Source organism: uncultured Sphingomonas sp., assembly GCF_964244235.1.
Taxonomy (GTDB): domain Bacteria; phylum Pseudomonadota; class Alphaproteobacteria; order Sphingomonadales; family Sphingomonadaceae; genus Sphingomonas.
In genome coordinates this window covers 1-13,803 of sequence record NZ_CAXTII010000072.1, presented here as the reverse complement: position 1 = coordinate 13,803, position 13,803 = coordinate 1, and the positions used below count along the sequence as shown (strand labels likewise).

The 13,803-nt window shown below is 65.3% G+C and carries 12 protein-coding genes; 4 read left to right on the top strand and 8 right to left on the bottom strand.

Annotated elements, in window-relative coordinates:
- Positions 1–376: 376 nt before the first annotated feature.
- Complete coding sequence (locus ACFE7D_RS11535) at positions 377–688, bottom strand: hypothetical protein (protein WP_375395563.1); 312 nt, start codon at positions 686–688, stop codon at positions 377–379.
- Positions 689–1,263: 575 nt separating this feature from the next.
- Complete coding sequence (locus ACFE7D_RS11530) at positions 1,264–2,649, bottom strand: glycoside hydrolase family 47 protein (protein WP_375395562.1); 1,386 nt, start codon at positions 2,647–2,649, stop codon at positions 1,264–1,266.
- A 134-nt stretch (positions 2,650–2,783) separates the two neighbouring features.
- On the opposite strand from ACFE7D_RS11530, the gene ACFE7D_RS11525 reads away from it, so the two are divergent.
- Positions 2,784–5,114 carry a GH92 family glycosyl hydrolase gene (locus tag ACFE7D_RS11525; protein ID WP_375395561.1) on the top strand — a complete coding sequence of 777 codons (2,331 nt, stop codon included), beginning with the start codon at positions 2,784–2,786 and terminating at the stop codon, positions 5,112–5,114.
- Here the strand turns inward: ACFE7D_RS11525 and ACFE7D_RS11520 are convergent, their stop codons facing one another.
- From ACFE7D_RS11520 to ACFE7D_RS11495, 6 genes are all read right to left on the bottom strand, one after another.
- Positions 5,115–5,990: an MBL fold metallo-hydrolase gene (locus ACFE7D_RS11520; RefSeq protein ID WP_375395560.1), complete on the bottom strand. Its 876-nt coding sequence runs from the start codon at positions 5,988–5,990 to the stop codon at positions 5,115–5,117.
- A 24-nt stretch (positions 5,991–6,014) separates the two neighbouring features.
- On the bottom strand, positions 6,015–6,971 hold the full coding sequence (mbfA, locus tag ACFE7D_RS11515) for an iron exporter MbfA (protein WP_375395559.1): 957 nt from the start codon (positions 6,969–6,971) through the stop codon (positions 6,015–6,017).
- A gap of 2 nt (positions 6,972–6,973) precedes the next feature.
- Positions 6,974–9,214, bottom strand: a complete 2,241-nt coding sequence (locus tag ACFE7D_RS11510; RefSeq protein ID WP_375395558.1) for a transferrin receptor-like dimerization domain-containing protein — start codon at positions 9,212–9,214, stop codon at positions 6,974–6,976.
- A gap of 60 nt (positions 9,215–9,274) precedes the next feature.
- Positions 9,275–9,895, bottom strand: coding sequence for a septation protein A (locus tag ACFE7D_RS11505; RefSeq protein ID WP_375395557.1), 621 nt, complete (start codon positions 9,893–9,895; stop codon positions 9,275–9,277).
- Positions 9,892–10,821, bottom strand: a complete 930-nt coding sequence (gene ftsY, locus ACFE7D_RS11500) for a signal recognition particle-docking protein FtsY (protein WP_375395556.1) — start codon at positions 10,819–10,821, stop codon at positions 9,892–9,894. Before ftsY ends, ACFE7D_RS11505 begins: the two co-directional genes overlap by 4 nt.
- A 112-nt stretch (positions 10,822–10,933) precedes the next feature.
- Positions 10,934–12,121 carry a MiaB/RimO family radical SAM methylthiotransferase gene (locus ACFE7D_RS11495; protein WP_375395555.1) on the bottom strand — a complete coding sequence of 396 codons (1,188 nt, stop codon included), beginning with the start codon at positions 12,119–12,121 and terminating at the stop codon, positions 10,934–10,936.
- A 131-nt stretch (positions 12,122–12,252) separates the two neighbouring features.
- On the opposite strand from ACFE7D_RS11495, the gene ACFE7D_RS11490 reads away from it, so the two are divergent.
- From ACFE7D_RS11490 to ACFE7D_RS11480, 3 genes are all read left to right on the top strand, one after another.
- Entirely contained in the window at positions 12,253–12,549 is a 297-nt protein-coding gene (locus tag ACFE7D_RS11490) for a GIY-YIG nuclease family protein (protein WP_375395554.1), read from the top strand.
- A gap of 279 nt (positions 12,550–12,828) precedes the next feature.
- Positions 12,829–13,335 (top strand): hypothetical protein, encoded by a 507-nt coding sequence (locus tag ACFE7D_RS11485; RefSeq protein WP_375395553.1) that lies wholly within the window; start codon positions 12,829–12,831, stop codon positions 13,333–13,335.
- A gap of 216 nt (positions 13,336–13,551) precedes the next feature.
- The coding region (locus ACFE7D_RS11480; RefSeq protein ID WP_375395552.1) for a signal recognition particle receptor subunit alpha at positions 13,552–13,803 on the top strand (252 nt) is incomplete at its 3' end.

The following is a 13,803-nucleotide window of genomic DNA, read 5'->3' as shown; positions in this document are numbered from 1 at the left end:
AAACTCGCCAGCATCATGCTATGGCTCAAATAATTAAATCGTCACCACAGCCTAATGCGATTCGTGGAAATGCGACGAGTCAGCCAAAAGTCAGCGATTGATGGTGAAACGCCAGTTTTGTTGAGGGGTCAAATTCCTCAATGAAATCAACAGCCCGACTTTTTTGACGGCACGTCGATCGGCATAAGAACATATAACGAATATTTTGCTTAGCGAAATCAGTTGGTTATGATGCTCCCGGACAATCGAGTGGGAATGAATCTGCGCTGGTTGTGATTATCGCGGGACCTCCGGGGTGGACGCCCCCAGGAACGCGATCAGCTCCGCGGCGACCGCTACAGGGTGTTCCTCGGGAAGGAAGTGCCTGCAATTGCAATCACCGCGCCCCGCACATCTTCGGCGGGCGCCATGAATGGGGACGCCATGTCGGAGATGGAGCCTTGGTCGGACCCAACGCCAGCACCGGCATCCGCAGCTTGCCCCTGGCGCTCGACGCGCGGTTCTGCCGGGCCGGCAGGTTGGCCGCGCGGCAGTAGCCAAGGCCGGCAAGAAGGTCGCTATCCTTGACGAAGACGCGAAGATACTCGTCAATATCGGCATCCGAGAAGGTCTCGGGATTGGCGGTCTTGCGACGCAAGAACCAGCCCGGATAGGCGCGCTTCCGGCCGGCGATCAGGATCTCGGGCAAGGTCCGGCAGGCTATGGAAGGCGAAGTGCCAGGTTCGCCACGCCCGATCCGGCCAGCTTCCGGGAACCCGGCGAGCAGGACGATGAACTCGCCATCATAGCGCCCCGCCGCTGACGTAATTCAGCCTGACGCAGTCGACGGTCGCGAAGCCATGCGCGAAGCCGTCCATTCCCGCGATCGGCCGCGACGAGGGTTAGGTCGGGGATCACTCTCGGCGTCGAGGGGGAGACCGAGGCGAGGGCCTGTTGCGTCATGGGTTATGCGACCTTCCAATTTTGCGGAGCTGGCGGACAGCTAAACGCCATTGCAGGTCGCCGTATTGATCGCGATCAGGACCGAACGATTTCCGGGTGCGGTCTGGGGTCGAAATGGACCACGCAGGAAGGGTATTCGGCGCTTCTCAAATATGCGCTGCGGGTTCAGCATGATTTACGATCGTCTGGCCGCGGCGGCGGCCTCCCTCGTCGCCATCTCGTGGCGACCAACGCCTGTAAGCGCTCGTACACGGACCCTGAGCGGTGTCCTTCGCGACGAGGAAGCGCGTACGCTGGCGTTGCTCCAGATCGTCGGCACGCTCAGGTCCGCCGAAACCCCCGCAGGACATTCCCCTCGGTCGTCAGATAATTACGCTGGTAATCGAACCGCGGCGTGTCGGAGAACAGCAGATAGTAATATTTCATCTGCTCCGACCACCAATATCCCGGACAGTGATCGGCCAGCCTCATCGGCCGAGCCGTGATGTCGTCTATGTCGGCATAGCCGAACCGCGTCCGGTTCCAGCGTTTCATGTTCAGATAATGCGTGCGCCCGACCATCCGCCATTCGGGCGACCGGTCGAGCAGCCACAGGTTGAACGCCGCGTCCGCCAGTTCGGGGCGTAGCGCGTTGGCCACCTGGGTCGGATTGTCTCCGAGATATTCATAGCCTTCGGGAAGGATGCCGAACTTGTCCTGCACATGGCTCCAGGCGCGCGTATAAGCCGCGCCCGTCGCGGTCGCGCCGCCTTGCGCCAACAGCCCGCCATAGAAAGCCGCGAGTTCGTCCTGCTCGTCGGTCAACGGTCCGCCTTCTTCGAAATCGACGTCGTTGAACCAGGTCCGGCCATCCGACTGCACGCATTGCCATTTCAGGATCGCAGGCGTCAGCACGTCGTACATCGCCTTGCAGTCCGCATCGCCGAGCAGCTGCCATGCGTCCCACAGATATTCATAATAGCTGTCCGACGGCGGGCCGACGGTCGCGCGTCGGCTGAACCACTGGCCGCTCGTCGCATCGATACCGTCCGCGAGCAGACCGATCCGCGACCGCCGATCGTACATCGCGACGACCGCTTTCTTCGCGGTCGCACGGTAGCGATCGTCGCCCGTCAGCCTGCTGAGCGTGCCCCATTCGGGAAGATAGGTGCCGACCTCGGCCGGATTGGTCTTCGGATCGCGTATCGCTCCGGTGCGCAGGTTGACGAAGCGGTACGGCATGCCGGTCGGCGTCGCGAACGCCGGCAGCAACCGGTCGCCGAGGTCGCGCGCCTTCGCCAACAACAACGGGTCGCCACAGGCATGATAGGCCGACAGCAAGCCGCCGAGTAGCCGGATCGACGTCTCGAAAACCGACACTTCGCCATCGACGTCGAAATCGAGATGCACCTTCACCCAGGCCAGCGCGTCGGCGAATTCGGCGTCGAGGCCCATGACCCAAAGCGTGTCCATTGCCTCGATCAGGCTGAGCCCGAGATCATGATCCCTGAGGGAAAAGCGCGAATGGCCGCCGGTGACCGGCATGATCTCGTCGCGGCCCCAGGCGAGCCGGCGATAATGGCCCCAGGCCCAGCGCATCTCGCTCCGCACGTCTATGGCTAGCGCGTGCCAGTCGATGCCGTCGTTCGCTTGCGCGAATGCGGGCGACGCGGCCAGCAATGCCGTGCTCTTGAGGAGGCTGCGCCGTCCGATCGATACCTGCGACATCATATGCCTCCTCGTTCCCCGCCCAACGGACGGTGACGGGGGAGGTTGCGGGACGTCTTTTCCGGTGACCCCGGCCTCGCGCGGGGGTGACGAAGTTGGGCGACGCGCCGCGCGGAATTTGCTCTACTCCCCCGATGCGTATCCTTCTGCTCGCCGCCGTCATCGCAACCCCGCTCGCCGCGCAGACCGCTGACCGGCCGGCTCCATATGATACCGTCGATCCGATGATCGGCACGGGTGGGGAGGGGCATACCTTCCCGGGCGCGACCGCGCCGTTCGGGATGGTGCAGCTTAGTCCCGACACCGACACGTCGTGCGTCATTCGCACCTGCTATTCGCATGCGGCGGGCTATCGGTACGAGGACCCTACGATTCAGGGGTTCAGCCATACGCACTTTTCCGGTGCAGGGCATTCGGATCTTGGCGACTTCCTGATCATGCCGGTGTCGGGGGAGACCGTGCCGCTGGAGCCGGGCGATCCGAAACGGCCGGGCTCGGGCTATCGGTCACGGTTCGACCATCATAGCGAGGTCGCGCATCCCGGCTATTTTGCAGTCAGCCTGATCGATCAGCATGTCCGCGCGGAACTGACCGCAGGCGCGCGGGTCGGCGTGCACCGCTACAGCTTCCTCAAGGGGGCGGATACGCATCTAGTGCTCGACCTGCGGACTTCGCTCTATGATTATCCGGGCAAGATCCTGTGGTCGACGGTCCGGCTGCTGCCCGATGGCACGATCACGGGCAGCCGCGAAACGCGTGGCTGGGTGCCGGCGCGCAAGCTGTATTTCGCGATGCGCTTCTCGCGGCCGCTGAAGGGGCACGCGTTCGTCGATACCGAGAAGGACGTGGCCTATCGCGGCTTCCAGGGGCCAGATCGCGGGACCGATGCGGTCGCCGAGCGGATGGGCAGGGCGATCGTCGCGCGGTTCGATTTCGGGCGGATCGACGTGCCGCTCGAGGTACGCGTGGCGCTTTCGGGCGTCGACGAAGCGGGCGCGATCGCCAATCTCGCGGCGGATCCGGGCGGGTTCGACGCGACGCTGAAGGCCACGCAGGCGGCATGGCGGCAGCAACTGGGCGTCGTCGCGATCGACGCGCCCGCACCGATGCGCACCAGCGTCTATACAGCATTGTACCACAGTCTGCTCGCGCCGAGCGTCTGGAGCGATGCCGACGGGCGATACCGGGGGCCGGACGACCAGGTGCATGTGGCAAAGGACTTCACCTTCCGATCGACCTATTCGCTATGGGACACGTTCCGCGCCGAGCACCCGCTGCTGACGATCATCGAACCGGCGGGCTATTCGACCGATATCGTCCGATCGCTGGTCGCCAGTCGCGAGGAAAGCCCGTTCGGTATCCTGCCCATCTGGCAGTTCGCGGGTCGCGAGACGTGGACGATGATCGGCTATCACGCCGTCCCCGTCATTGCCGACGCGTATCTGAAGGGCATCCGCGGATACGACGCGAACGCGGCACTGGACGCGATGGTCGCGAGCGCGAGCTATGCGCCCTATGGCGGGCTCGGCGAATATATGGCGCGGGGCTATGTACCGATCGACAAGGAGCCGGAGGCGGCGTCCAAGACGGTCGAATATGCCTATGACGATTGGACGATCGCGCGGATGGCGCGGTCGCTTGGACGCGAGGGCGTCGCGGATCGGTTCGAGACGCGCGCGGCGAACTGGCGGAACAGCTTCGATCCGGCGACCGGGTTCGTTCGCGCGCGGCTGTCCACCGGGGCGTTCCGGACGCCGTTCGATCCGACCGCGATCAATTACGGATCGGATTATACCGAGGGCAATGCCTGGCAATATAGCTGGTTCGCGCCGCAGGACCTTGGCGGGCTGGATACCATGCTGGGCGGCGATACGAAGATGGCGGCAAAGCTCGATGCCATGTTCGATTACGACAATTCAAAGCTGGACTATAGTCATGCCGAGGATATCGCCGGACTGATCGGGCAATATATTCATGGTAACGAGCCCAGCCATCACGTCGCCTATCTATACGACTATGCTGGCGCCCCGTGGCGGACGCAGGCGCGGTTGAAACAGATCGTCGACAGCCAATACAAGCCGACGCCCGACGGCCTGGCGGGGAACGACGATCTCGGCCAGATGTCCGCGTGGCTGATCTTCACCGCGTTCGGCTTCTATCCGGTGACGCCGGGCAGCGGCCAATATGCGATCGGCCGGCCGTTCCTCGACCGCGCGACGATCGCGTTGCCGAACGGGCGGCGGTTCACCGTCGTCGCCGACGGCTTGTCGGACGCCAATCGCTATGTCGGGTCGGTGACGCTGAACGGTCGCGCGCTGACACGATCGTTCATCCGGCACGCGGAGATCGAGGCCGGCGGCGAGCTTCGCTTCACGATGCAGGCGACGCCCGACACCGGCTGGGCGAGCGCGCCCGCGGATCGGCCCTATTCGATGACGCCGTATCCGGGCTCCCCGCCCCGCTGATCAGTGTGGCGCAGGTACGAACGCGTAGCCGCCGTCCCTCGCCACGATCGTGCCGATCCCGGGATACGGGAAATGCGGCGCGAAGATGCGCTGGTGACTGGCGGCGAGCGATTTGAGTTCCTTCTCTCGCGTCGCGCTTCCTTGCATCGCGTCGGTGTCGTAGCCGACGGTCCAGCCGGGCTTGGCGAGCGACACGATCGAACTGTGCGCGGTATCGCCGATGTCGGTCAGCTGTGCGCCGCGCGACGTGATCCGATAGCCCGAATGCCCGGGCGTATGGCCGGCCAGCGCAACCGCGTCGATCCCGGGGACGACGGGCGATCCCGGGGCGAACGTCACGACTTTCGGTGCGATTGCGGAAACCAGCGCCGTCTGAGCCGCGTTCTTTTGCATGAACGCCCATTCCGGTGCGGACATCCGGATGGTTGCGTTGGGAAACGCGAGCGCTCCCGTAGCGGTAACCAGTCCGCCGACATGATCGCCGTGCGAATGCGTGATGAGGATATCGGTGATCTTCGCGGGCGCTATGCCCGCCTGCGCCAGGCTCTGCATCAGCACGCCGCCGACCTTGGGGCCGAGCCCGGTGTCGATCAGCACGGTCCGGCCCGGCTCCTCCACAAGCAGCGCATCGACCCCGAGCCTCACGTCCTGCGACGATGCGCCGGCGGCGGTCAGCACCGATGCGACAGCCGCCGTCGTCTGGTCCTTGCCGAACACGCTGCCGTCGTTCGGCACGACGTTCAACATATCGCGCAGCGGTACCAAGGTGAACGCACCCAGCGGAAAGCGGGTCGCCGCCGGTGCGACCGGCACGGGGCCGGCCAGGGCGGCACTGCAGACGCACAGCAGCGCCATCATCGTCATTCGCTTGCTCATTTCATTTCCGCTCCCTGGCCTCGCTCACCCGCTGCCGATCAGGATGCCGGCAGCCAGCACCAGAGCGCCGCCAAGCATGACCTTCGCCGCGGCGGAGATCGGCGGCGTTTCCATATAGCGATACTGGATCCACGCGATCACCGACAATTCGATCAGCACGACCAGCCCGGCGGCCCAGATGGCGGTCCAGAAATCGGCGATCAGGAACGGCAGGGTATGCCCGATCCCGCCTGCCGTCGTCATCAGGCCGCAGACCAGTCCGCGCAGCAAAGGCGCGCCTCGCCCCGACAGCTTGCCGTCGTCCGCAAGCGCCTCGGCAAAACCCATGCTGATCCCCGCGCCGATGCTCGCCGCCATGCCGACCAGGAACGCGTTCCATGGCAAATGCGTGGCAAAGGCGGCGGCGAACACCGGGGCAAGCGTCGAAACCGATCCGTCCATCAGACCCACCAGCCCCGGCTGCACGATCTGAAGCACGAAACGACGACGACCGTCCTCGTCCTCCCGGTTGCGACTTTCGCCGGGCAGACGCCGGTCCTGGATTTCCCCGGCAAGCCGCTGGTGCTCCTGTTCGGCGGTTGCGAGGTCGCCCAGCAACTTGCGAACGAGTGCATCCTCGCTGCGCGCCGCCGCCTCGCGGTAGAAGCGCGCGGCGTTGGTCTCCATGCGACGGGCCTCGTCACGTACCGCGTCGATTCCGCGCAGCATCGTCGAGCGCGGGCTTGCTGGTGCCGGTGCGCCACGCAGATCACGGCGCGTGATATAGGGAATATGCCGCCCGAACCGCTCGACATACAAATCGATCAGCGACCGGCGATGCTCGTCTTCCTCCGCGACCATATCGTCGAACAGCGTGGCGCTGTCAGGATAATGCTCGCGCAGATGTTCCGCATAATCCGCGTAGATGCGTCCGTCTTCTTCCTCGTTGGCGATGGCGAGCGCGAGGATCTCGCGCTCGCTCAACTCGTCGAACCGCCGCATCTTTACGATCCTTCGACGATCACGCGGGCGCGGTCGAGGCGTGCGGCATAGGCATCGAGCACCCTGGCGGTGCGTATCGCATAGGCGTTGGCATCGTCGAAGCGCCGTTCCTCGATCGCCTCGCGCACACCGGGGAGCGTCTTCGCGCCATATCCGGTGAAGCGGCCGGGCGCGTAGACCATGTTGCGGAACCAGGGCCTGCCAGGCAATCCGGTGTCGTCGAGCAGCAACTGGTCGATGGTGGCGAGCAACGCGTTGAGCTTCAAGCGACGGTCGGGCGACAGCGTCGCGCCACGCGCGGCATAGGCGCGGTCATAGGCTGCGGCGCTCGCCTTGAGCCGATCCACCGCATTGGCCAACGGCGCAAGTTCGATATGCGGTGTCGCCGGCTTGGCGGATGGCGCGCCGACCGGCTTCAGCGGATCGCTCGCCAGCCGGAAATCGCCGGCGGCGATAAGCTGGTCGCGCTTGTCGTCCTGTGCCCGGCGGTCCGCCTCCAGCTTCGCGACCTCGCCATAGTAACGCGACACCGTGCTTGCGAAATCGCCGAAGCGCTGGGGCGGGGTGTCGTCGTCGGCGAGCCGGAGGATGATCCGCCCGACCGTCTTCGACAGCGCCGCGCCGTAACGCAGCCCGGGGTCGTCGAACGTCGTCATGTGATAATAGCTGTCGTAGAGCGAATGATAGACGCCGCCGCTTTCGTCCTCGCCGCCGAAGCCCAGGTTGATCGACGGAATGCCGAGATGCTGCAGGAACGCCGAATAGTCGGAACCAGACCCGAGCGCGCCGACCGGCATGTCGTCGCCCTTTTCCGCGGCGGCCAGCGCGACGGGATCGACGGATGCGCCGTCGAAGGCATGCACGCGGGCCTCGGCGCGCTGGCGGGCGGAGAGGCTGACGCCGGTCTCCGGATCCATCACTTCGTTCGCGACGCTGTCGATCAGATGCTGGTAATCGTGGCTCGCCTCCGCCCCCAGCACGCCGCGGCCGTTATTGTCGGTGTTGACGTAGACGATCGCTTTCGCTTTTAGTTCGGCGGCATGTTCCTCGGCCCATTCGGTCGAGCCGAGCAGGCCCGGCTCCTCGCCGTCCCAGCTCGTATAGACGATCGTGCGTTTCGGTCGCCAACCCTGCGCCCACAAGGCGCCCAACGCTTTCGCTTCCGACAGGAGCGCGACTTGACCCGACAGCGGATCGGATGCGCCGAAGACCCAGGCGTCGTGATGGTTGCCGCGGACGATCCAGCGATCGGGCTCGGTAGCTCCCTTCAAAGTCGCGACGACGTCGTACAGCGTCTTCATCGACCAGTCTGACGTGACCGCCAGATGCACCTTCACGCTGCCCTGGCCGCCCATGTGATAGGTCAGCGGCAATGCGCCGTGCCAGTTGGCGGGCGCGACCGGGCCAGTGAGACCGACGAGCAGCTTCTGCGCATCGCCGTACGATATCGGCAGCGCGGGGATCCTCAGGATCGTCGGCGCATTGGCACGCGTCAGCCGCTTCGCGCCCGCCGTCGCGCCGATGCCCGGCGTCAACGGGTCACCGGGATACAGCGTCATGTCCTGCACCGACCCGCGCTGCACCCCGAACGACGGCCGTGCGCCGCCCTTGGGATAGACGTCGCTGCGCCCATAGCCGTCGTCGGCCGGGTCGGAATAGATGATGCAGCCGACCGCGCCATGCTCCTGCGCCAGCTTCGGCTTCAGTCCGCGCCAGCCGCCGCCGTAGCGCGCGATGACGATCTTCCCGCGCACGTCGATCCCGCGCCGCGCCAGCGCGTCGTAATCGTCGGGCATGCCGTAGTTGAGATAGACGAGGTCGGCGGTGACGTCGCCGTCACCCTGATAGGCGACATAGGGCGGCAGCGCGTCGGCGGTGTTCGTCGAGTCCGGATCGGCGGCGACCGGCGGCTCCTGACCGCCAAGTTTCACGGGCACCGGGCCGGCGATCTCCAGCGTCGTCGAGATGGGCGTCGGGTACAGGACCTGGAACGTCTCGATCTTGGCGTCCCAGCCGAACGCCTTGAACCGCGCCAGTTCGAACTCGGCATTCGCCTTGTCGTGCACGGAGCCGACCTGGTTCGGACCCGCCGTCATCTGTTTCAGCCAACCGAGCTGGTCCGTGCTGCTGACGCTGGCGTCGAGCGCGGTTTCCAGCGCCTTCCGGTCGGCGACCTGCGCGCCCGCCGCTGCCGCCATCGCCAATACGCCTGCGCCGATCAGCGCCTTCCATCGAAACGTCATATCGTCTTCCCCTTGTCGTCAGCGATCCTGACGCGCCGGGGCGGGGGACGCAAGCATCCCTTAGACGGGTGGCAGATCACCCGGATCGCCGGCGGCAGGATCGCCGGTCTGCAGCCCGTGGCGGAGCAGCATCGGAATGTTGGCGACCGCGAACAGCAACGTCAGCGGGATCGCGCCCCATAGCTTGAAGCCGACCCAGAAATCCCAGGTCGAATGCCGCCATACGATCTCGTTCAGGATCGCCATGAAAGTGAAGAAAACTGCCCAGTTCAGCGTCAGCTTGCGCCAGCCGACGGGGGTCAGGCCCGGATAGGCGGTTTCCAGCAGCGATTGCAGCAGCGGCCGTCCCGTCGCCATGCCGAAACCGAGTATAACCGCGAAGCTGGCATAGACGATCGTCGGCTTCATCTGGATGAAGCGCTGATCGTGGAAATATACGGTCAGCCCGCCGAACACGACGACCAGGATGCCAGACAGCCACAGCATCGGCGAGATCGTGCCGGTTCTGACCTTCGAGAAGACCATCGCGACGATCGTCGTGACGACGAATACGATCGTGGCGGCGACGACGCGGACGATCGGCAGGCCCGGCACCAGGAAATTGGCTGCGAAGAACAGGACGAGCGGGCCGTAGTCGATCGCCATGCGCAGGCCGGGAGTTGCGGGTTTACGCTCGGTCACTTCTGTACCCTCTCCACGCCGGCGATGATCCGGCTGACTTCGTTGGCATCGAACGGGCGCAGGTCACCCATGCCTTCGCCGATGCCGATCGCGTGGATCGGCAGCCCGTATTTCTCAGCCGCCGCCACCAGCACGCCGCCGCGTGCGGTGCCGTCGAGCTTGGTCATGACGAGGCCGGTGACGCCCGCGACCTCCTTGAAAACCTCGATCTGATTCAAGGCGTTCTGGCCGGTCGTCGCGTCGAGCACCAACACGACGTCATGCGGGCTCGCCGGGTTGATCCGGCCCAGCACGCGGCGAATCTTCGCCAGCTCGTCCATCAACTCGCGCTTGTTCTGCAAGCGTCCGGCGGTGTCGACGATCAGGACGTCGATCCCCGTCTCGGTCGCCTTCTTGACCGCATCCCACACCACGCCCGCGGCGTCGCCGCCCTCAGGCCCCGTCACGATCGGCACCCCGACGCGTTCCGCCCAGGTCCGGAGCTGCCCGATCGCGGCGGCGCGGAAGGTGTCGCCCGCCGCCAGCATCACGCCGTAGTCCTGCTCCATGAACAGATGCGCGAGTTTCGCGATCGTCGTCGTCTTGCCGGAACCGTTGACGCCGATTACGAGGATCACCTGCGGCCGGGGGAAGGCGTCGATCTGCAGCGGCGTCGCGACCTTGGCGAGCGTCTTCTCTACCTCCTCCGCGACGACGAGGCGGATGCCCAACTCCTCCATGTCGCGCTCGAAGCTGCCCTCCGCGAGGCGCGCGCGGATATGGCCCGCGGTTTCGGGGCCGAGATCGGAGGCGATCAGCGCCTCCTCGATCTCGTCCAGCGTATCGCCGTCGAGCCGCGCCGTGCCGAGCCCTGCGAGGTTGCCGATGAGCCGATCCGACGTTCGCTTGAAACCGCCGAGGAGTTTGTCGTGCCAGCTGGTGCTCATGGAGCCGTCGTTCGCTCAAGATGCACCACCCCGGCGAAGGCCGGGGCCCAATATCGTGCTGCTCGCAATTGGGCCCCGGCCTTCGCCGGGGAGGGAGGGAGGGGGACGGATGTCATGAAGGGCTGCCTAGAAGATACGTCTCGGTCGCTCCGTCGATGCGAATGCGCGCGAGCGTGCCGGGTTCGAGCGGCGCGGATAGCCGGACCTCCGCGAAATTGCCAGCATGGCCGCGGACACCGGGGCGCTCGATCAGCACCTCCTGCACGCTGTCGACAAGGCTCGCCAGCCAAGCCGTCTTCGCCTCCGAGGCGCGGGCCCGCAAGGCAGCGGCGCGCTCGCGGACCACTGGCGGCGGGACTTGCGGCATCCGCGCCGCCGGGGTGCCAGCACGGGACGAATAGGGAAAGATGTGCGCGTGGACGATCTGCGCATCGTCGATCAGCGCACGGGTGGCGGCCGCCATCGCCTCGTCTTCGGTCGGGAAGCCCGCGATCAGATCGGCACCGATCGCTACGTCCCGCCGCGCCTTGATCCGTTCGACCAGCGCGACCGCGTCGGCCCGCGAATGGCGGCGCTTCATGCGCTTGAGGATCAGGTCGTGGCCCGCCTGGAGCGAGAGGTGGAGGTGCGGGCATATCCGCGGCTCGCCGGTAACGAGGTCGAGCAGCAGCGGATCGATCTCGACCGAATCGAGCGACGACAGCCGCAACCGCGGTAGCGCGGGGACGAGGCGCAGCACCCGCTCGACCAGCGATCCCAGCGTGGGAGCGCCCGGCAGGTCGTGGCCATAGCTGGTCAGGTCGACCCCGGTCAGCACCACTTCCCGGTGCCCTGCCGCGACCAGCCCCGCGACCTGATCGACCACCGCGCCCGCCGCCACCGACCGGCTGGCCCCGCGCCCGGCGGGAATAGTGCAGAAGGTGCAGGCATGGTCGCAGCCATTCTGCACCGCGACCAGCGCACGGGCGTGCCCCGCGAAGCGCGGCGGCGGCGCGGCGGGCAGGGTGCTGCCCCAGCTGGCGGGGGCGAGCTTCGCGTCGTTGGCGACCACCCGGTCGACCTCCGCCATGGCGGCGAACCCGGCGGGATCAATCGTCGCCGCGCAGCCGGTGACGATCAGCTCCGCCCCCGGCCGCTCGCGGCGGAGGCGGCGGATCGCGGCGCGCGTTTCCTTGACGGCGGCGGCGGTGACCGCGCAACTGTTGACCACCACCGCGTCGCCGTCGCCGAGCAATGCTCGGATGGTTTCGCTTTCGGCGATGTTGAGGCGGCAGCCTAGGGTGACGACGTCAGCAGACATGGCAGCGCGACTTAGGGATGGGGTGGGGGCAAGTCCACGGAAAGGGCGGCGACCACGTTCGCTTCCCGAGCGTTTTGACCTACTACCAATCCACCCCCGCGAAGGCGGGGGCCCAGTTGGGAAGCGCCCCGATGAGCGAACAAGCCTGCGTCTACATCATGGCGAGCAAGCGCAACGGCACGATCTACATCGGCTCCGCCACCAATCTCGCGAAGCGCGTATGGGAACACCGCAACGGCGTCGTCCCCGGTTTCACGCGCCAACACGGCTGCAAGCTCTTGGTCTGGTACGAGGTTGCAGGAAGCTGGGAAGCCGCGCGGCTCCGCGAGCGGCAGATGAAGAAATGGAACCGCGCCTGGAAGCTCCGCGAGATCGAAGGCTTCAACCCCGATTGGGAAGATTTGTACGACTGTGTGGCGCTGCCTTGAGGACTTCCCAACTGGGCCCCCGCCTCCGCGGGGGTGGAGCAGTTGTCGACGACCACCGCGTCGTGGCTACTGAGCAGCGCGTTGAGGGTCCCGCTTTCGGCGATGTTGAGGCGGCACCCTGAAGGTGACGACTTGGCGGGCGAAGGGCATGGTTGGGGGCGTCTAGCCCGAGTGGGCGGATGGGTCTATGTAGAGTGGGTATGGGTGTACTGAGCGGAAGCGCCTTCCGAGATTTCAAAAGTTAAACTGTAGGCGTGGAGAGCTGCAATGAACTTGCCAATGAAGACCGTTCTCGGACTTGCTGCTGTCCTCATAGCGGCGATGCTAGCCCACACTGCGCTAGCGAACGATCATTCGAAATTGAAGAGCTACGGAAAAACTAATACGTCAAGAGGCATAGAAACAGTGGAGGTCGGTGGCGGCGTTTTGAAAACTGACGTGACCGGGAAGGGCGCTGTTCTGTGCGTTTGGGGCATCTACGAAGCCGTCAGGGCTGTTGGTAAAGAATGCAACCAGGGCAAAGATGCTGATTTTCAAGCCCAGTTAGATCAATCACTCAAACATATCGACGACTTCATCATTACGAATGGTCCAGCAAAAAAGGCGGATTTGGAAGCTCGACGTTCCGAGGGTCTCAAGCAATTGCATGCTTCGGGCAATCTATGCGTTGGGGAGGCAGCGAAGCTGTACGAACGGATGCGAGACCACGGTCCTTCCATACTTCGCGAATCTACCACCGAACTTCTGTCCATCCCACGCGAACCGGTGATGAACCCATGCCTGTAAAGGCGGGTCAGAGCATCGGGCTAGTCAACAACTTAAAGCTGCTGCGAGTCTCAGAACCAAACGCTTCCCTTGCGCTATATCGCATCCTGCTCTATCGCCCCGCCCACGTTCAGCCGCTGAACGCCCAATCATAGCGCCCACGGGCGCACGCTGGCCGGCGAGGTTTCGCCCGCCGGCGCTTTGTGCGTTTGGTGGCCCGATTGGAGTAGAAGGCGCATGTTCGACAGTCTGAGCGACCGGCTAGGCGGCGTCTTCGATCGCCTGCGCGGTCGCGGCGCGCTGACCGAGGCGGACGTGCGGGCGGCGATGCGCGAGGTGCGCGTCGCGCTGCTCGAGGCGGACGTCGCATTGCCCGTCGCGCGGAAATTCGTCGACGACGTCACCGAACAGGCGGTCGGCCACAACGTCCTGCGATCGATCACGCCCGGCCAGCAGGTCGTCAAGATCGTCAACGACGCGTTGGTCGCG